Source organism: Streptomyces rapamycinicus NRRL 5491, assembly GCF_024298965.1.
GTDB lineage: Bacteria > Actinomycetota > Actinomycetes > Streptomycetales > Streptomycetaceae > Streptomyces > Streptomyces rapamycinicus.
The window spans coordinates 176,005-192,325 of sequence record NZ_CP085193.1; the positions used below are offsets into that span (position 1 = coordinate 176,005).

The 16,321-nt window shown below is 70.4% G+C and carries 17 protein-coding genes and 8 pseudogenes; 16 read left to right on the forward strand and 9 right to left on the reverse strand.

Annotated features, from left to right (window positions below):
* Window positions 1-77 precede the first annotated feature (77 nt).
* From LIV37_RS00655 to LIV37_RS00665, 3 genes and pseudogenes are all read left to right on the forward strand, one after another.
* Window positions 78-221, forward strand: a pseudogene (locus LIV37_RS00655) (TRIC cation channel family protein); the annotation flags it as partial.
* Between the two features lie 280 nt (window positions 222-501).
* On the forward strand, window positions 502-774 hold the full coding sequence (locus tag LIV37_RS00660) for a hypothetical protein (RefSeq protein WP_243146433.1): 273 nt from the start codon (window positions 502-504) through the stop codon (window positions 772-774).
* A pseudogene (locus LIV37_RS00665) lies at window positions 758-1,047 on the forward strand (amidohydrolase); the annotation flags it as partial. The gene LIV37_RS00660 and the pseudogene LIV37_RS00665, both read left to right, overlap by 17 nt.
* Here the strand turns inward: LIV37_RS00665 and LIV37_RS00670 are convergent.
* Complete coding sequence (locus LIV37_RS00670; RefSeq protein ID WP_020865196.1) at window positions 1,046-1,780, reverse strand: SDR family NAD(P)-dependent oxidoreductase; 735 nt, start codon at window positions 1,778-1,780, stop codon at window positions 1,046-1,048. The pseudogene LIV37_RS00665 and the gene LIV37_RS00670 sit on opposite strands and share 2 nt — an antisense overlap.
* A gap of 149 nt (window positions 1,781-1,929) precedes the next feature.
* Here LIV37_RS00670 and LIV37_RS00675 point away from each other — a divergent pair, with 149 nt between their 5' ends.
* The 3 genes and pseudogenes from LIV37_RS00675 to LIV37_RS00685 all read left to right on the forward strand — a co-directional run.
* Window positions 1,930-2,562 (forward strand): TetR/AcrR family transcriptional regulator, encoded by a 633-nt coding sequence (locus tag LIV37_RS00675; RefSeq protein ID WP_020865197.1) that lies wholly within the window; start codon window positions 1,930-1,932, stop codon window positions 2,560-2,562.
* Between the two features lie 239 nt (window positions 2,563-2,801).
* Window positions 2,802-2,996: pseudogene (locus tag LIV37_RS00680) on the forward strand (carboxyl transferase domain-containing protein); the annotation flags it as partial.
* Window positions 2,993-3,178: pseudogene (locus LIV37_RS00685) on the forward strand (FMN-binding glutamate synthase family protein); the annotation flags it as partial. The pseudogenes LIV37_RS00680 and LIV37_RS00685, both read left to right, overlap by 4 nt.
* 514 nt (window positions 3,179-3,692) lie before the next feature.
* Here LIV37_RS00685 and LIV37_RS00690 read toward each other — a convergent pair.
* Together LIV37_RS00690 and LIV37_RS00695 are read right to left on the reverse strand one after the other, a co-directional pair.
* Complete coding sequence (locus LIV37_RS00690; RefSeq protein ID WP_020865199.1) at window positions 3,693-4,814, reverse strand: epoxide hydrolase family protein; 1,122 nt, start codon at window positions 4,812-4,814, stop codon at window positions 3,693-3,695.
* A 52-nt stretch (window positions 4,815-4,866) separates the two neighbouring features.
* Window positions 4,867-6,312 (reverse strand): MFS transporter, encoded by a 1,446-nt coding sequence (locus LIV37_RS00695; RefSeq protein WP_121825974.1) that lies wholly within the window; start codon window positions 6,310-6,312, stop codon window positions 4,867-4,869.
* Between the two features lie 51 nt (window positions 6,313-6,363).
* On the opposite strand from LIV37_RS00695, the gene LIV37_RS00700 reads away from it, so the two are divergent.
* From LIV37_RS00700 to LIV37_RS00710, 3 genes are all read left to right on the forward strand, one after another.
* A complete protein-coding gene (locus tag LIV37_RS00700; RefSeq protein ID WP_121825973.1) occupies window positions 6,364-6,948 on the forward strand; it encodes a CGNR zinc finger domain-containing protein in 585 nt (194 codons plus the stop codon).
* 747 nt (window positions 6,949-7,695) lie between these two features.
* Window positions 7,696-8,415, forward strand: coding sequence for a helix-turn-helix domain-containing protein (locus LIV37_RS00705; protein ID WP_020865202.1), 720 nt, complete (start codon window positions 7,696-7,698; stop codon window positions 8,413-8,415).
* 95 nt (window positions 8,416-8,510) lie between these two features.
* Complete coding sequence (locus LIV37_RS00710) at window positions 8,511-9,065, forward strand: dihydrofolate reductase family protein (RefSeq protein WP_020865203.1); 555 nt, start codon at window positions 8,511-8,513, stop codon at window positions 9,063-9,065.
* Between the two features lie 444 nt (window positions 9,066-9,509).
* Here LIV37_RS00710 and LIV37_RS00715 read toward each other — a convergent pair whose 3' ends face one another.
* Window positions 9,510-9,692: a hypothetical protein gene (locus LIV37_RS00715; RefSeq protein ID WP_020865204.1), complete on the reverse strand. Its 183-nt coding sequence runs from the start codon at window positions 9,690-9,692 to the stop codon at window positions 9,510-9,512.
* 198 nt (window positions 9,693-9,890) lie between these two features.
* Between LIV37_RS00715 and LIV37_RS00720 the strand changes: the two genes are divergently transcribed.
* Entirely contained in the window at window positions 9,891-10,319 is a 429-nt protein-coding gene (locus LIV37_RS00720) for a DoxX family protein (RefSeq protein WP_020865205.1), read from the forward strand.
* A pseudogene (locus LIV37_RS00725) lies at window positions 10,320-10,511 on the forward strand (hypothetical protein); the annotation flags it as partial. It abuts the gene before it with no gap.
* A 249-nt stretch (window positions 10,512-10,760) separates the two neighbouring features.
* Here LIV37_RS00725 and LIV37_RS00730 read toward each other — a convergent pair.
* On the reverse strand, window positions 10,761-11,066 hold the full coding sequence (locus LIV37_RS00730; RefSeq protein ID WP_020865208.1) for a hypothetical protein: 306 nt from the start codon (window positions 11,064-11,066) through the stop codon (window positions 10,761-10,763).
* 119 nt (window positions 11,067-11,185) lie between these two features.
* Here LIV37_RS00730 and LIV37_RS00735 point away from each other — a divergent pair, with 119 nt between their 5' ends.
* Complete coding sequence (locus LIV37_RS00735; protein WP_121825972.1) at window positions 11,186-11,575, forward strand: hypothetical protein; 390 nt, start codon at window positions 11,186-11,188, stop codon at window positions 11,573-11,575.
* A gap of 58 nt (window positions 11,576-11,633) precedes the next feature.
* Window positions 11,634-12,244: pseudogene (locus LIV37_RS00740) on the forward strand (IS630 family transposase); the annotation flags it as partial.
* Between the two features lie 114 nt (window positions 12,245-12,358).
* Here LIV37_RS00740 and LIV37_RS00745 read toward each other — a convergent pair.
* Window positions 12,359-12,625: a hypothetical protein gene (locus LIV37_RS00745; protein ID WP_020865211.1), complete on the reverse strand. Its 267-nt coding sequence runs from the start codon at window positions 12,623-12,625 to the stop codon at window positions 12,359-12,361.
* A gap of 30 nt (window positions 12,626-12,655) precedes the next feature.
* Between LIV37_RS00745 and LIV37_RS00750 the strand changes: the two genes are divergently transcribed.
* Entirely contained in the window at window positions 12,656-12,958 is a 303-nt protein-coding gene (locus LIV37_RS00750; protein ID WP_243146491.1) for a PadR family transcriptional regulator, read from the forward strand.
* Window positions 12,959-13,028: 70 nt separating this feature from the next.
* Here the strand turns inward: LIV37_RS00750 and LIV37_RS00755 are convergent, their stop codons facing one another.
* Complete coding sequence (locus LIV37_RS00755; protein ID WP_020865212.1) at window positions 13,029-13,691, reverse strand: response regulator; 663 nt, start codon at window positions 13,689-13,691, stop codon at window positions 13,029-13,031.
* Window positions 13,688-14,815 carry a sensor histidine kinase gene (locus LIV37_RS00760; RefSeq protein WP_020865213.1) on the reverse strand — a complete coding sequence of 376 codons (1,128 nt, stop codon included), beginning with the start codon at window positions 14,813-14,815 and terminating at the stop codon, window positions 13,688-13,690. The genes LIV37_RS00755 and LIV37_RS00760 overlap by 4 nt, the downstream gene beginning before the upstream one ends.
* A 229-nt stretch (window positions 14,816-15,044) precedes the next feature.
* On the opposite strand from LIV37_RS00760, the gene LIV37_RS00765 reads away from it, so the two are divergent.
* Complete coding sequence (locus LIV37_RS00765; RefSeq protein ID WP_121825970.1) at window positions 15,045-15,419, forward strand: DUF6223 family protein; 375 nt, start codon at window positions 15,045-15,047, stop codon at window positions 15,417-15,419.
* A gap of 16 nt (window positions 15,420-15,435) precedes the next feature.
* On the opposite strand, the pseudogene LIV37_RS00770 reads toward LIV37_RS00765, so the two are convergent.
* Window positions 15,436-16,161 (reverse strand): annotated as a pseudogene (locus LIV37_RS00770) (APC family permease); the annotation flags it as partial.
* Between the two features lie 27 nt (window positions 16,162-16,188).
* Between LIV37_RS00770 and LIV37_RS00775 the strand changes: the two are divergent.
* A pseudogene (locus LIV37_RS00775) lies at window positions 16,189-16,308 on the forward strand (IS630 family transposase); the annotation flags it as partial.
* Window positions 16,309-16,321: the final 13 nt, after the last annotated feature.

A 16,321-nucleotide genomic window follows, 5' to 3' on the forward strand; every position in this document is an offset into this window, starting at 1 on the left:
GCGCGGAAGGCCGCTGACAGCCCGCGGACCGCGCAGGAGGACGCATGACCGCATGGCTCTCACCGGCAGACGTGAACATGGTCGCCGGATACCTCGACCTCGCCGGGGTGCCCATCTGCGGACTGCTCGGTGGCGCGGTCGCCCGTGCCGAGGGGCTCGACCTCTTCGGCTACCTGGTCGTCGGCACCGTCTCCGGCCTCGGCGGCGGAATCATCCGCGACACCTTGCTCCAGCGCGGCACTCCGGTGACGCTGACCGACGCCGCGTATCTGCCCATCGCTTCGCGGGCGCCTTCCTCGCCTTTCTCATCCCCATCGGAGAAGAACACTGGCATCGCCTGTTCACCGCACTGGACGCGGCCGTTCTGGGTTTCTGGGCCATCTCCGGGGCTCAGAAGACGCTGGCCGCCGGATTGGCCTGGCTGCCCGCCGTGCTCGTCGGCACCGTGACCGCTGTGGGCGGCGGAGCGGTCCGCGACTTGCGCTCACCCGGATTCCGGCTGTGCTGGGAGGCAACGGGCTCTACGCCACGGTCGCGGTGGTGGTGTCCGGGCTGTACATCGTGTGCGCCCACTTCAGGATTCCCACCCTCGGGATCGTCGGCGGCGCCCTTGGCGCGGTGCTGCTGCGCCTGGTGGCCAACCGCCGTGGCTGGTCCCTCCCGGGTGGCCTTCCGCTGGAGCCGTCCAGAGCGCTCGCCAGGATGCGCCGCCGGTCCAAGGGTGGGCGCCCCTCCGACCCGCCCGAGGAGTTCCCGCATGACCGTCGCGATTGACACCGTCCTGAGGGGCCTGGACGGGATCAGAACACAGGTCCAGGACCTGTACCGGGATCTGCACGCCCACCCCGAGCTCGGCCTGGCCGAGACCCGGACCTCCGCGCGGGTGGCCGAGCGCCTGCGCGCGAGGGCTACGAGGTCATCGACGGCATCGGCGGCACCGGTGTCATCGGCGTCCTGACCCGCGGCGACGGGCCCACCATGCTGCTGCGCGCCGACATGGACGCGCTGCCGGTGGCGGAAGCCACCGGGCTCCCCTGCGCCTCGACTATGCCGTGGCCTGTGGAGTCAGCGACTCGGGGTGGAACTGCTCGACGCGGTCGCGCTTGGTGTACATGTTCCAGTAGTGCTCTGCGAGGTCGTCCGGGTCGGCGACCGGGAAGTGCGGGCCGTCGGCCGACTCGAAGGCGGCCTGGGCCGCGGCGGACACCTCGCTGCGGGCGATCAGGGACGCGATGGTCAGGGCTCCGACGTAGATGCCCGTGTCAGCCAGCTCGGCGTTGAGGGAGTACAGGTAGTTGCGGGTGGCGGACATCACCGGGCCCAGGCCGCTGAGGTGGGGCATCGGCTGCGCCGCTGAGTAGCCCTGAGCGAGCAGGAAAGCACCCTCGCCGCGCTCGGTCCACTCCGGCAGCACTGCCCGGACCACCTCGACCGGGGTGAACAGCAGGAGCGGGGACAGGCCCTGCAACGTTGCCGCGTCCAGCTTGGCGGCCGGGGTGAAGCCCTGGTCGCCGCTGATCGGCCCGTACGCGACCACGTCGATCCGGGCGAAGCGGTCACGGATCGCTTCGATGAGAGCGGGCACCTCGGCGGGCTGGGAAAGATCGGCGGTGAACGCGACCGCCTCGATGCCTTCGCCGGCGAGCACCTGGAGGAGGGTGTCCAGCCGGTCCTTGCGGCGGGCCACCAGGGCGACCCGGAAACCTTCGCGCCCGAAGCGGCGGGCCACGGACACACCCAGGCCGGTACCGGCACCGAGGACGGCGATCACTTTGGACATGGGACTGCTCCTTGCCGCAACAGTTCTTGACCCTTGGGTCAACTTGCCTGCCCACGGTAACACTCAACATGACCCACGGGTCAAGTTAATCTGCTGGGGGGGGATGCGACCATGGAAGCCGCAATGTCACAGCCAGGAGGAACGACCGGATGCGGGCCGACGCGCAACGGAACACGGAGAAGCTGCGGGCAGCCGCCGCCGAGCTCTTCCAGGAACGCGGCCTGAAGGTGCCCCTGAAAGAAATCGCCCGCCGGGCCGGTGTCAGTCACGGCACGCTCTACAACCTCTTCGGCACCCGCGAGGCGCTCATTGACGAAGTGGTGACCGGACTGGCCGCCGACCGTCTCGACGAAGCCGCCGACCACGCCCTGTCCTTCGAAGACCCCCGGGAGGGGTTCGCGTACTACATCGAGAAGGTCTGTGAACTCCAGGCCACCGATCCCGCGGTCGCCGACGTCGTCAGCGGACGCTATCCGGCCGCCGAGTGCCTGATGGCCATCTGCGGCCGGGCGCAGGACGCCGCCACACGGATCATCGAACGAGCCCAGCTGGCCGGCGCCATCCGCCCAGACTTCACCAGCGAGGACCTCCTGCTCTTCTTCGGCACCAACGCCCTGCTCGCCCGCGCGGTCGCGGACACCGCCCCCGACGCCTGGCGCCGCCAAGTCGCCTTCCTGCTCGAGGGGCTGGACACGGAACCAGCTCAAGGAGCGCTTCCCGTAGCCCCGCTGACTCCGCAGCAGGTGTACGACGTGATGGGCAGACTCGCCGGCACGCCATAGCAGGTGCGGACGCTTCAGGGACGGGAGGCACGTCTCACCCCCATCTCATCAGGCTGCCTGCCCCTCGCCCCGCGAGCCGGTGCCCGACAGTCCGAGGCGTTGGCCCTGCCGAGGTGGGCGACCGCTGGTGCGGGCCCTGCTGGTGCTGGCGAAGCGGGAAGTCGCCCGCTGACGGATGACCTCGTCGGTGGACTACCGCCCCGGACCAGCCCGAACCTCCCGACGGCTGCACACACCAGACCATCTTCACGGTCATGGTCGGCCAGACCTCGCACATGTTCATCACCGGCCCCGACGTCATCAAGACCGTCACCGGCGAGGACGTCGGCTTCGAGAAGCTGGGCGGCGCCCGCACCCACAACTCCACCTCCGGCGTGGCGCACCACATGGCGGGAGACGAGAAGGACGCCATCGAGTACGTCAAGCAACTGCTATGGGCGTCCATGACCCCACCGAGCTGCGTCCGCACATGCTGCGGACGCGGGTTGACCCCCACACCGTCCGCTCCCACGCAGAACTCTACGAGTGGCTGGCTCCGGCGCAGCTGCTCACCGAGCCCCCGACGACGTGGGCCGAGGACTGGGCCGCCGCCAACCCCGGCCAGTTCACCGTCTGACCCGGCACGGCACAGGTCCCCACAACGCGGTGCTGCGTCGTCAGATGAACGGCAGGGTCCGGTATGAGCCCGTTGACCGGTTCTGGCTGGCTGCGTTGTCGGGCCTGATGTCCCGCTGCCGGTGACGAGCATCGATCCAGCCCCACGCCGCACCAGCCCCACCTGGCGCGAGTTCCTCACGAATCAGGCCAACGGCATCATCGCTGCAGACTTCTCCCATCTGGACACCGTGTTCGGACGCAGACTGTATGCCGGGCCGCTGGATCTACTCCATCTGGCGGAACCAGTGGCTGTTTGCCCTGGTCGGCGCCGCCCCTGACGCCATGATGGGCCGCTATGAGTACCGATATGTCTCGCACCGTAGTGCTGTTCCGCCATTCGAAGCCGACTCCTCGTTCGAGGGCGATGATCACCAGCGTCCGCTCGCCGAGCGCGGCCGTCGTTTTGCCGGTAACCCGGGGGACGGACAGGACCGTCCCCCGGGCGCGGGCTTCCCAGGGGGTGGCACGGACAGTCAGCGGAACAGGCGGAAAAACCCGCGCACCTGCTGGACCAGCGACTCCGGCTGCTCCAGCGCGGCGAAGTGGCCACCATGCGGCAGCTCCTCGAACCAGCGCAGGTCGGTGAACCGCAGCTCGGCCTCCCGCCTCGACGGGCGGGTTATGTCGCGCGGGTAGACCGACAGCCCGGATGGCGCGGTCACCTTGTCCCGGAAGTTGGCGAAGCTCTCCCAGTACAGGCGCGCCGACGACGTGGCCGACGCGGTGAACCAATAGACCGAGATCTCGTCGAGGATCGTCTGCCGCGACAACGGGTCCTCGGGATGGCCGTCGTTGTCCGTCCACGCCCAGAACTTCTCGGCGATCCAGGCGGCCTGCCCCGCCGGGGAGTCGGTGAGGCCGTAGCCGAGCGTCTGCGGCCGGGTCGCCTGGATCGCCGAGTACCCCCGGCCGGTGCGCCGCATCTCCTTCTCGGCCTCGAGATTCGCCAGCTCCGCGGGCGTCGGGTCGTCGAACGTGCCCGCCGCCACGGATCCCAGGTTCAGGTGCACGCCGGCGACCCGCTCGGGCGCCACCTCGCCCAGCGCGCCGGACACCGCCGAGCCCCAGTCACCGCCCTGCGCGCCGTACCGTTCGTAACCCAGCGAGACCATCAACGTGTCCCAGGCGCGCGCGGTGCGAGTGATGCCCCACCCGGTCGTCGACGGCTTGTCACTCCAGCCGTACCCGGGCAACGACGGCGCGACCACGTGGAACGCGTCCGCCGGGTCACCGCCGTGCGCGCGCGGGTCGGTGAGCGGGCCGAGGACCTCCAGGAACTCGAGCACCGAACCCGGCCACCCGTGCGTGAGCACGAGCGGGAACGCGTCCGGCTCCGGCGAGCGGACGTGCAGGAAGTGGATGCCCAGCCCGTCGATCGTGTCGCGGTACTGCGGGAACACGTTCAGCCGCTCGGCGAACCCGAAGTCGTAGTCCTCGGCCCAACTGCGGCAAAGCTCCTGCGCATACGCCAGCGGCAGACCTTGCGACCAGTCGTCCACCGGCTCGCGCTCGGGCCACCGTGTCCGTCGCAGTCGTTCACGCAGGTCCGCGATCTCGGCTTCGGTGATGCTGACCTCGAATGGCTCGGCGGACATGGCAAGGCTCCTTACTGGTCGAGGCCTTATCGGATCAGAGGCACGTGGACCGTCATGGCGGGCTCCCACGCGTGGCGCCGGGTTGGGGGCGGCGGTCGGCGGTAGGGCGCCGGGTCAGGCTGAGGACGAGTCCGGCCAGGGGAAGTGCCGCGAGCACGGCGAGGGCCACCGGCACCGGCACGATGCCGGACAGGCCCGCGACAGCGGCCGGACCGATCCCGCCACCCAGGGCGTTCATGAAGTTGAGCAGGCCCTGTGCGGTGTCGCGGTCGTCCGCGGCGACCAGGTCCGGCGCGAGGCTCACCAGTACGGCTTGGGCGCCGGCGAACCCGCACACGGTCAACGCCGTGCCGACGACAATCGGGATCGCCCCATCGAAGACAGCGACCACGAGCACGCCGACGACGGTGAGTGCCGCAAGCCCGGCCGACACCTGCCAGCCGGTGAACCGGTCGGTCAAGGTGCCGACCAGCCGCCCGGCCAGCACCGAGCAGGCGGCGGCCGGGACCAAGAGCACGCCGGCTTCCAGCGGGCCACCGCCCGTGGCCTGCTCGATCAGGGACGGGGCGCGGAACAGCACCCCGTAGTAGCCGGCGAAGACGGTCCCGCCGATGAGCCCGGCCGCCAGGAAGCCGCGGGATGCGATCACCCGCCGAGGCACGAACCCCTCGGGCGTGCTTCGCACCCGCCACCACAGTCCCACGGCGGCGAGCGTTCCGGCGGCAGCCACGACGAGCGTGACCGGAGCGGGCAGGCCGACCGAGTGTGCCTGCAGCAACGTGATCAAGGAGCCGGCGAGTACCGACAGCACGGCCGCGCCGACGATATCGGGTCGCCCGGTCGAGCCGTTTCGCTCGCCGCTACCGCTCCGCGTCAGCGCGCGCCTACTCGGCAATGCGGCCAGCAGGAGGGGCAGCGCGAGGACCGGGATCGCGAGCACGGCACGCCACCCGAGCCATGAGGTCACCGCCCCGCCCAACAGTGTCCCGCACCCCGACGCCGTCGCGCTGGCGGCAGCGATGATGCCCAGGGCGCGGATCCGTTGCCGCCCGGGAAGGGCGGTGGCCGCGGCAAAGACGGCGATCACGGTCGCGCCCGCCCCGGCACCGCCGATCAGTCGGCCGACGATCACGACGGACAGTGTCGGCCCGGCCCCGGCGAGCGCGGAGCCCGCGGCGAGCGCCACGACCCCGGCGACGAGGACCTGGAAGGGGCTCCAGCGGACCAGCAGCCGACCCGCGACCGGCATCGCGAGCGCGGAGGTCAGCGACCACGCGGCGAGAATCCATGCGGTGGCCCCGAACGGCACCGCGAGTGCGCGGCCGATGGCTGGCAGGGCCACCGACGGCGCTCCCAGTGCCACGTACATCGGCAGCACCAGCATCCCCAAAGTGAGCCCCAGCCGACGCCCGTCCGGGGCGTCGGTTCGCTCCGGTGCCGGGGCTCCTCCAGACGGGATCGTCTGCGGCGTCGTCCCCTGCCGGGTATGTTGTGACATGCTAAATCTCCTTTGCGTGTAACATTACGGAGCAGTGAGGAGACACGTCAAATGCAGAATGCGTATTACAGCCCATTGGTGGTCCAGACGGCCGTCGACCTGGCCAACACCTTGAGGCCGATCAAGGGAGAGGACGCGCTCGAGACCGTGGAGCAGCTCCAGGACTTCCTTGACGACCATCCCGCGGCTGAGCCTCCGAGTTCGGCCGCGAACCAAGGGACCGGTCCGCGGCATCTCACCCGCGCCGACCTGGCGGAAGTCCGCGCGTTGCGCGAGACGGTGCGTGAGGTGCTCGAACGGGCGAACGCGGACGCGGACGAAGCTGCGGCTCTGATCAACGACGGTCTGCGTCGCAGCCGCGCCACCCCGGTACTGCGCCACGAGGACGACCGCTGGTGGACCGAGGTGACCTCCGACACCGACCGCTGCTCGGCGCACCTCGCCGCGACTACGCTCAGCGCACTGGCCTCCGTGATCGCCACGCTCGGTCCCGCTCGTCTCGGCGTATGTGCCGGGCCGACCTGCCGGGCCACTTTCGTGGACCTCTCGCGCAACGGCTCGAAGCAGTACTGCACCCGAACCTGCTCACACCGGGCCAGCGTCGCGGCCTACCGGAGCCGGCGCAGCCCGCGTTGAGCCCCGGCACCTGACGCTGCCAGGCCGGCACCGGGGTTTCGTCCGAACCCGCCTTCGACGAACTCGTTCGGGCCTCCAGGGGCGTTCCTCGCGTCGCAACCTACATCGCCGCGAAAACCACAATGCAGGCCCGAGACCGCAAGATCTCCGTTCCGATCGTCCAGGACGCAGCGCGAGCCTGGTATCAGTCCGACAAGGCGCGTGCTCTCCGCGCGCATCCCGAGCCGGACCGACTCTCGACCTCGACGTCCAGGCAACGGCGGATCTCAAGCAAGGTTGAGCCGAGCCATGGGGGGCTGGTGCCGGAAGCAGGCCCTGGGCACCCATGCAACACAGCAGGACTTGACACGGAATCCGGGTGGCCCAAGCCTCGGGGCCGGGATGACGTGCACACCGTGGGCCGTGCGGGCAGCGGATGCCCGCACGGCCGCAGCCCCTACGCAACGGCATGGGAGCCTTGGGCCTAGGGGAGCTCAAGGCGGGCCTCGACCGGGATAGTGGTCGCTCGGGAAGCCGCCCTCCGGGCCCGGTACCGGTGGCCAACGGCGCCACGATGACCGTGGTCAAGGACGACGGCAAGGCTGGGCTCGATGTAGTTGGGCTTCCACATGAGCCCTGGGGCATCGGGCCGCTGGCCGCGTTCGGGCCGAGATGCGCGGATACTCCCGCGCATCTCGCACGAGCTTTGGCCGTCCGCGCGACGTGACACACTGGCGGTGCAGGCGGCGGTGAACGGGGGCGATCCGGTTGGGTCTGGAGATCGAGAGTCGGCCGTCGGAGTTGCCGTACATCGAGAGGGTATGGCGCAGCCGCAGCATCGAGGTTGGCCGGATGACGTCGATCGCGGCGTCGCATTGGGAGCTTGTCTTCTGGGAGCACGACGGCCAGGTGCAGGCGGCTGTGCTGGGCCCAGAGCCCAGGGCCTCTCTGGCTCCCGTTCCCAAGGACGCCACGTTCTTCGGGATCAGCTTCGCTCTCGGCACCTCGATGCCTCACGTGCCGATCAGCCGGCTTGTGGGTGACAGCGCGGAGATCCCCGACGTCACGCGGCGCTCCGTGTGGCTGAAGGGTTCCGCCTGGCACGTGCCCGATTACGACAATGCGGAGGCGTTCGTGCGGCGCATGGTGCGTGAGGGCATCGTGGACTGCGACCCGATCGTGCCCGCGGTGCTCGGCGGCGCGGCCCCCGATGTCTCCGAGCGGACCCTCCAGCGGCGTTTCGTCGCGGCGACGGGCCTCACCCGGGGTGCCATCCGGCAGATCCACCGTGCCCGCGAGGCGGCGGTTCTGATCCAGGAGGGGGTGCCGGCGCAGGATGTCGTGCACCAGCTGGGTTATTTCGACCAGCCGCACCTGGCGCGGTCCTTGACCCGGTTCATCGGCCGGGCCGCCACTCAGCTGAGTGCTCCAGACAGGGCGGAACCGCTGTCGCTTCTGTACAAGCCCTCCTCCCCTGTGCCCGCATAGTCTTCCTGACGTAGCCCACGGGGTTGGCCCGCCCCGGCCGGAGCGCTGTTCGGCCGGGACCGGGCAGACGACCCCGAACTCATCACGGAGGAATCATGCGCAAGGTCGTTTCGGGACTGTTCGTCTCGCTCGATGGTGTCGCCCAGTCGCCGAACGAGTGGCAGTTCGCTTTCGACGAGGAGATGGGCGCGGCGCTGGGAAAGACGCTGGAGACTGCCGACACGATTCTGCTGGGCCGGGCGACTTTCACCGAGTGGGCCGGGTACTGGCCGACGGTGACCGACGGCGAGGACGCCGGCTTCGCCAAGTGGATCAATGACTCGCCCAAGTACGTCGTCTCCTCCACGCTGGACAGCGTGGAGGACTGGGCGAACAGCACGCTCATCAACGGCGATCTGGCGGCCGCGATCGAGAAGCTCAAGGCGGGCGAGGGGAAGGACATCACCGTCGCGGGCAGCCCCACGCTGGTGCGTTCGCTTCTGGAGCAGGACCTGCTGGACGAACTGGTACTGCTGATCCACCCGGTGGTGGCCGGCGAGGGCCGCAAGAAGCTGTTCGCCGACGACGCCAGCCTGAAGAAGCTGGAGCTGGTCAGCGCTCAGCCGACCAGCAGCGGAGTGATCATCGCAACCTACCGTCCGACGCGCTGAGCACTGCTCGACGAGGCCTGGGTACAGGGACGGGCAGGAGATCGAGCCACATCTCCATTCTGGCGCGCTTCCGACTCCCACCACGACGGCACCGGCCTTGGCCTGCCCATCGTCCGCCATCTGGTCCACGCCTCCGGCGACCAGATCACCCTCAACGCCGCCACGCCGAGCGGCGGTCTGGACGCCCAGGTCCCGCTACACCCCGCCGAGCAGGAACGTCGCTCCGGAGGCGCGACCGGACGCGCCGCTCACCGCGTCGGACGCCGAACACCGACACCCAGAAACGGTCCCCGGACGCCGGTATGACCGCTGTTCCCCGCTACCAGCGGGCCGCTGGTCACGGCTGGCCGGGGCTCCTGGCGTGAGAACACCAAGATGCCCGCGAGGCTACTCTCCACACCCGATGCGGCGTCTGCGCGGAGTCAGAGGTGACGCTCCCAGGAGTCACCAGTCGGTGAGGTCGATCAAACGGGAACAGTGCGGGTCGTCGATGTCGCCCGGCACGGTCCGTTCCACCTCCACGATCAGGGAGGGAAGTGCTGCGAGCAGGGCTGTCAGGGCATTGGACGGTCGTACGTCGGCGGCGACCACATTGGTGTCTTCCTCGTGGTCGACATACAGGCGCATCCGGTCGGGGCTTGGAGCAGCAGGCGCACGATGTCCGCCTGCTGCTCCGCGATGTCGTCGTACGTGAGAGTCCATGGGCGGGTGTCGTGGACCGCACCAGGCCGAAGGCATCCGGGAGCGATGAACTTTGCCCGCGATCGCAGTCATACAGGTGACCGCGCTTGCCGCGCACTGCCCACCGATACTCAAGGACCCATCATGACCACTGCCACCACCCACACCGCTCCAGCGCCGGGGGTCTCCCGCCGGACCGATGTCGCGTTGTGGGCCACCCAGATCGCCCTCGCTCTCTTCTTCGCTGTCGCCAGCGGCTTCCCGAAGCTGGCCGGGATAGCGGCTGCCGCCGAGTCATTTGACCGGATCGGCTACGGCGACTGGTTCATGTACCTGGTCGGCGGTCTGGAAGTGGCAGGCGCCATCGGCCTGCTGGTCCCACGCCTGGCCGGCCTCGCCGCCCTGGCCCTGACCGGACTCATGGCAGGCGCCGAGATCTTCCTGTGGGCCTACCTGGACACCACCTTCTGGTACACCCCGCTCATCCTCGCCGCGATCCTCGGCTGGATCGCCTACGGCCGCCGCCAGGCGACAGCCGCACTCTTCCGACAGCTCCCGCACCGCGCCCGGTGAGCAGAGTTGCGGGCCGAGGGACATGAGGTCTGCGACGAGGACGTCGCCCGGCTCTCGCCCCTCAAGCACCGCAATCTGAACGTGCTCGGCCGCTACAGCTTCACCGCCAGCATCCCGGACGTTGGCGCCCTGCGTCCGCTGCGCGACCCGGACGTGCCGGAGCTGGACGAGGTCGAGACCGGCGTCGAGTGAGCCAGGCCGTCAGCCGCCTGCGTTGCCTCGTGCAGCAGGGCAAGTTGGTGCTCGACGGCCTCGGTGAGCCGCTTCTCGTCGTCGGCGGCGAGGAGGTCGAGTAGGGCGCCCAGCGGCGGCGGCCGAACGCCTGGAGGCATTCGTACCACGCGGGATGCGGCCCGCGCTTGCGGGCCCCTCGTATCTTCAACCGCTGGTCAGTGTCGACCAGGGCCTGGCGGGCGAGGTCGACGCCGCTCAGCTCGGTGGTCATGCGATCACCGCCCCGGCCGTGTCGCCATCGAGCGGCCGGGCGGCGAGCTCGCGCGGCCGGTCCCTCCACCGCACGGCCTCGGCCGTCCCGGTCTCGGCGTGGGCCGCGGTCTGCTCGTGCAGCTGCTCCAGCCGCGTTGCCAGGAGGTACTCGGCGGTGCGTTCCCGGGCGGTGTCGGCGGCCTTCGCCGCGGCGGCCACCGTGTCCGCGCCATTCGGGTGCGCGCGGAACCAGCGGCGGTTCTGCTCGGTCGCGTACGCCCGCCGTGCCTGGGCTTCGGCTTCCTCGGTCCGGCCCAGCATCGCCAGGGCGCACCGCCGGTACTCCGGTGCTGCCTGCTGCTTTGCCGGCGGGCTGACGCGCCTCGCGCCGCATCTGCTTGAATGCGGCCCAGCCTGCCGTCCGTCACCGGGAGACCCGTATGCGTCGAACGCTTGCTGTGAACGCTCTCGCCGTCGGACTGCTGCTCGCCGGGTGTTCCGAGGAGTCGGAGCCGATCAACGGAGAGTGGGTCGCGGACGGGCCACAACCACCGGGGTTCGCCGACTTCGCGGACCGGGCCATGATCCGCGTCGACAAGGACGGCGAGGCCACACTCGGAACCTCGCCGATGAGGCTGTGCGGGGACGCGAAGGCGACGGCCAAGGACGAGAGCGACGGTGCCGAGTACCGCATCGCGTTCAGCTCCACGTGCGTCACGGTCAACGTTCCGGTGAGCCTGGATGTCGTGGTCGACGGGGACACCTTGGAGGCCACTCCCACGGGCCTACAGGGCGGGAAGCCCTTCCGCTTCCGGCGTGCCGATCACTGATCTTTTCGGGTTGCCTTCGGGTGGTGACGTTGGGTGATCCCTGCGGTATGCCGGAGCTATGCGGTATGCGGATGGCGGAGGCCTGACGGCTGAGCGGCGGGCTGCGCGTGAAGGGATCCGTCTTGAGGCCGGGCATCGGTTCGCGCGAGGTGACAAAACGTCGGACATCGCCAAGGACCTGCGGGTGAGCGAGCGTTCGGTGGAGCAATGGCGCCGCAACTGGCGTGAGGGCGGCATGGAGGGTCTGAAGTCGAAGGGACCCGCGAAGCTGCCGAAGCTGTCGGATGAGCGGTTCGCTGTGCTGGAGGAGGAGCTGGCCAAAGGGCCGGCTGCGCATGGCTGGGAGGACCAGCGGTGGACGCTGGATCGCGTCCGGACGCTGATCGGCCGCCAGTTCCACGTCAGCTGCTCCATCGCGGGAGTGTGGAGGCTCCTGCACCGCCACGGCTGGTCCTGGCAGAGCCCGGCCCGTCGCGCGTTGGAACGCGACGGACACGCGGTCGAGTTGTGGAAGAAGGACGTGTGGCCGCAGGTGGAAGGACAGCGGCGGCGCTCGGGGCCCGGATCGTCTTCGAGGACGAAGCCGGGTTCGCGATGACGCCGCCACGAGCGCGCACCTGGGGCCGGCGCGGACACACCCCGGTGGTCCGGGTGCGGGTCGCGGCTCGTTCCCCGTGGCAGGGTGTCGGCCGTCCTGGACTAGGGCACACACCAGTTGCCGCCCGAGCACGAGCCGCCCGCAGGTGTCAGGTCACGCTCAGCTGGGCCGTGGGGGGCCGCGTGCTACACCGGGGCGACCGGGCGGGTGGTCACCAGGGCGAGCCACTGGCTGGGGAGGGCCTCCCGCTTGCTGAGGATGCCCGCGACGACGGGCCGGGCATCCGCGAGCGCCAGACTGCTGGTCTCGGCCCGGATCGCGTCCCATGCGGCCAGCAGCCGCTCCGCCACCTGCTGGAGTGGCTCGGGCGCCACCAGGAACAGCGGGCGACCCGTGGCGACCAGGGCAGCGTCCGAAGCCACCTCTGTCTGCGGGGTGACGAGCAGGGTCACCGACTTTTCCGGTATCTCGCGATGGATCGGATGCAGACATCGCTTTCGTCACTGCCGGAGGTGGCCAGGGTGCGGGAGTTCCAGCGGGGCGCGGTGCGGCTGCACATCCTGCATCACGCGGCCGAAGAGGAGATCCACGGTGCGTGGATGACCGAGGAGCTGGCCAGTCACGGTTACCAGATCAGTCCCGGCACGCTGTACCCGACGCTGCACCGTCTGGAGGCGGACGGGCTGCTGGTGTCGAGCAGCGGGTGGTCGACGGCCGTACTCGGCGGGTGTACAAGGCGACCGAGGCCGGGAAGCAGGCTCTGGCGGAGGACCGGCAGGCGCTGAAGGAACTGGCCCGCGAAGTCCTGGGCGACGAAGCCCCGTAGCGCCCTGGCCGGTCGACGGCGCGCGGGGGTTAGGAGGTGCGTGGGGCCACCAGGCCGGATTCGTAGGCGAGGACCACGAGTTGGGCGCGGTCGCGGGTCTGGAGCTTGGCCATGGCCCGGTTGATGTGGGTCTTGGCGGTCAACGGACTGATGACCAGGCGGTCGGCGATCTCGTCGTTGGACAGGCCCTGGGCGACCAGGGCGACCGCTTCGCGTTCGCGGCCGGTCAGCTCCGCCAGCCCGGTGCCGGCGCGGGTGAGGGGCGGCTGGGTGACGTACCGGTCGATGAGCTTGCGGGTGATCGCGGGCGCGAGCAGGGCGTCGCCGCGGGCGGCGACGCGTACGGCGTGCAGGAAGTCTTCCGGCACGATGTCCTTGACGAGGAAACCAGCGGCGCCGGCGCGCAGCGCGTCGAAGACGTACTCGTCCATGCCGTAGTTGGTCAGAATGACGACGTGTACACCGGCCAGGGCCGGGTCCGCGGCGATGCGCCGGGTCGCTTCAATGCCGTCCATGACGGGCATCTGGATGTCGATGAGAGCGACGTCGGGCAGCTGCTCCTTGACGAGCGCCAAGCCCTTTTTGCCATCGGCGGCCTCGGCCACCACCTCGATGTCGTCTTCGAGGTCGAGTAGCGCGCGGAAACCGCTGCGGATGAGCGGCTGGTCATCGACCAGCAGGACCCGGATCACGAGGCTCCGTTCGTGGGGAGTTCGGCCTGGACAGTGAAGCCACCTGCGCTGCGCGGCTCAGTGCGCAGTCGCCCGCCCAAGGCCGTAACGCGTTCGCGCATGCCGAGCAGCCCGAGACCGGGCGTCGGGGCGGGGTGCAAGATGGCCTTTCCGTTGTCGTCGATATGGATACCGAGGGCGTCCGGCCGGTAATCGATGAGCACTGAGGCAGTGGTTGCGGCGGCGTGCCGGGCGACGTTGGTGAGCGACTCCTGAACGATCCGGTAAGCGGTACGGCCCACCGCGGCCGGCACGGCGTGCGGGTTTCCCTCGATCGTCAGCGTCGTCTCCAGGCCGGTCGTTCGGAACCGTTTCACCAGGTTGGGGATGTGGTCGAGTCCGTGCGGCGGGGTGGTGTCGTCGTCACGCAGCGCCTCAAGGGTCGCGCGCAGCTCCCGGCTCGCCTCCCGGCCCGCTTCCTGGATCGCCAGCAGGGCCTCCGGCACCTGCTCGCCCCGCCGCCGGGCCACGTGGACCGCGACCTCGGACTGCACCCTGATAACCGAGATCTGATGGGTGAGCGAGTCGTGCAGCTCCCGCGCGATGCGCAGCCGCTCCTCATCCGCCCGGCGCCGGGCGGTCTCCTCGCGGGTGCGCTCGGCTTCGTCCGCCCGCCGTTCGGCCTGCCGCACTGCCTCCCCGGCGGCGAAGGCGGCGATCAGCCAGGCGATCTCAAGGGTGTTCCGGGCCTGCGCCACGACCTCGCGCGCGGGACCGTCATGGAAGACCAGGGCCGTGAGGTGGAGCACGGCCAGCAAGCCCATAGAGGCAGCCAGCGTGACGGCACGGTGCCCGGCGCGTACCGCGCCGTAGACCGCGACCAGGTACGCGACGGAGAGCACCTCAAACCCGGCCCCCAGGTAACCCACCGCACACAGCCCGGTGATCGTCAGGACCACGAGCGGCGCCCGGCGGTGCGCGGCCAGCGCCAACCCGCCAGCCGCCAGTAGCGCGCAGCCGAGCAGCTCGCGGCCCCCGGACGGGTGTGTCTGCGACAGCCCGGTGCCCAGCAGCAGCACCGCCACGCCCACCGCGATCGCCCAGTCGGTGACCCCGGCCGGGACAGCAAGCCGTCCTTTGCCCATGGGGGCAACCGTAGCCGGATGTGGTTGTGGGCGAGTCCGGCTCATGGACGAGCAGTCGGCTACCGCGTGCGCGGTACTACCGAGCCGTCCGCCGCATCCGCAGTATCCGCATCCCGCAGCGGCAGCAGCGGAAAGTGCCTGCACCTGCTGGATGACCGGTGGGGGTCCGGCTCGCATGCTCAAGGCACATCGAACCTCGCAATCAGCGACGGAGAAGGAGGAGAGCGGCATGAGTGCTTCAGCAGCGCTGATGGCGGCCGCCGAGGGTGGGATCATCGGCGACGGACGGACCGGGGCCAACCTGGCCCTCGGGGTGGGGCTGCTCGGCCTGGCCGTCGGCTGGCTGGCCTTGGCCCGAGCCGGCGGCCGGATCAGCACCGGCAACGCGCGCACCGGCGGGATGTCGGCCATCGCGGTGGGCATGGCCGGCACGGCCCTTGCGGTGTTGCACCTAGCCACCTCCAGTGGCGGTCCCGGCACCGGCAATGGACTCGTCGGCGCCATCGTGGCCATCCCACTGGGGCTGGGCGCCGTGCTCCTCGGCCGCCGGGCGCTGGCCCGATGCCACCGCGCCGACCGGCCCGCCGATCGGATGCCCGTCTGACGGGCACCGTCACGGCGTGCCTGCGGCCACTGCACGCCGGAACCCCGTAGGCGGCGGCGCCGAGGGCCAGGACCGCGGCGCCCCAGATCACCGAGGACGCCGGGAGAGCGAAAGCCAGGGCGAGGCAGCCGGCCAGCCCAACGGCCGGGATGACCCGCGCCGGGCGGCCGTCGTCCACGGTGAGGGTCCAGGCGGAGGCGTTGGCGACGGCGTAGTACGCGAGCACACCGAAGGAGGAGAACCCGATCGCCCCGCGCGCATCGGCCGTCGCTGCGACCACCGCCACCACGGCACCGACGACGAGCTCGGCTCGGTGCGGCACCTTGAACTTCGGGTGCACCGCGGCCAGGGCGTGCGGCAGGTGCCGGTCGCGAGCCATGGCCAGCGTGGTGCGGGAAACACCGAGGATGCGCCAGCAGCGAGCCGAGCGCCGCCACCGCCGCACCAACACGCACGACCGGTACGAGCCAGTCGGCTCCCGCCGCCCGGCCCGTGTCCGACAGCGGCGCGGCGGCATCCGCCGGCCCCTTCGGGCGAGAACCGTCAGGACGGCGACGGCGACGACGACGACGGCGTAGACGACCAGAGTGATGCCGAGTGCGATCGGGATGGCCCGGGGGATGGTGCGGGCGGGGTCGCGGACCTCCTCACCCAGGGTGGCGATGCGCGCGTACCCGGCGAACGCGAAGAAAAGCAGGCCCGCCGCCTGGAGCACCCCGCTGAAGGCCGCGTCGTCCCCGACATGTCGAGCCGGGCCGCGTCTCAGCGGGCGGGAGGCCGTCCTCGCCTACTCAGTCGTGAGGACGAGGACTTCGTCATCCGGACGGCCACCACTCGCCCCACCAGGCTCGGCCAACCCTTCACCCGCTGGTCGATCCGCAAACTCGCCGCCTGCCCTGATC

Coding starts and splice junctions, on each gene's coding strand:
- LIV37_RS00670 (WP_020865196.1), bottom strand. CDS start 1,780: ATGTCCAAAGTGATCGCCGTCCTCGGTGCCGGTACCGGCCTGGGTGTG.
- LIV37_RS00675 (WP_020865197.1), top strand. CDS start 1,930: ATGCGGGCCGACGCGCAACGGAACACGGAGAAGCTGCGGGCAGCCGCC.
- LIV37_RS00690 (WP_020865199.1), bottom strand. CDS start 4,814: ATGTCCGCCGAGCCATTCGAGGTCAGCATCACCGAAGCCGAGATCGCG.
- LIV37_RS00695 (WP_121825974.1), bottom strand. CDS start 6,312: ATGTCACAACATACCCGGCAGGGGACGACGCCGCAGACGATCCCGTCT.
- LIV37_RS00700 (WP_121825973.1), top strand. CDS start 6,364: ATGCAGAATGCGTATTACAGCCCATTGGTGGTCCAGACGGCCGTCGAC.
- LIV37_RS00710 (WP_020865203.1), top strand. CDS start 8,511: ATGCGCAAGGTCGTTTCGGGACTGTTCGTCTCGCTCGATGGTGTCGCC.
- LIV37_RS00715 (WP_020865204.1), bottom strand. CDS start 9,692: ATGCGCCTGTATGTCGACCACGAGGAAGACACCAATGTGGTCGCCGCC.
- LIV37_RS00720 (WP_020865205.1), top strand. CDS start 9,891: ATGACCACTGCCACCACCCACACCGCTCCAGCGCCGGGGGTCTCCCGC.
- LIV37_RS00730 (WP_020865208.1), bottom strand. CDS start 11,066: ATGCTGGGCCGGACCGAGGAAGCCGAAGCCCAGGCACGGCGGGCGTAC.
- LIV37_RS00735 (WP_121825972.1), top strand. CDS start 11,186: ATGCGTCGAACGCTTGCTGTGAACGCTCTCGCCGTCGGACTGCTGCTC.
- LIV37_RS00750 (WP_243146491.1), top strand. CDS start 12,656: ATGCAGACATCGCTTTCGTCACTGCCGGAGGTGGCCAGGGTGCGGGAG.
- LIV37_RS00760 (WP_020865213.1), bottom strand. CDS start 14,815: ATGGGCAAAGGACGGCTTGCTGTCCCGGCCGGGGTCACCGACTGGGCG.
- LIV37_RS00765 (WP_121825970.1), top strand. CDS start 15,045: ATGAGTGCTTCAGCAGCGCTGATGGCGGCCGCCGAGGGTGGGATCATC.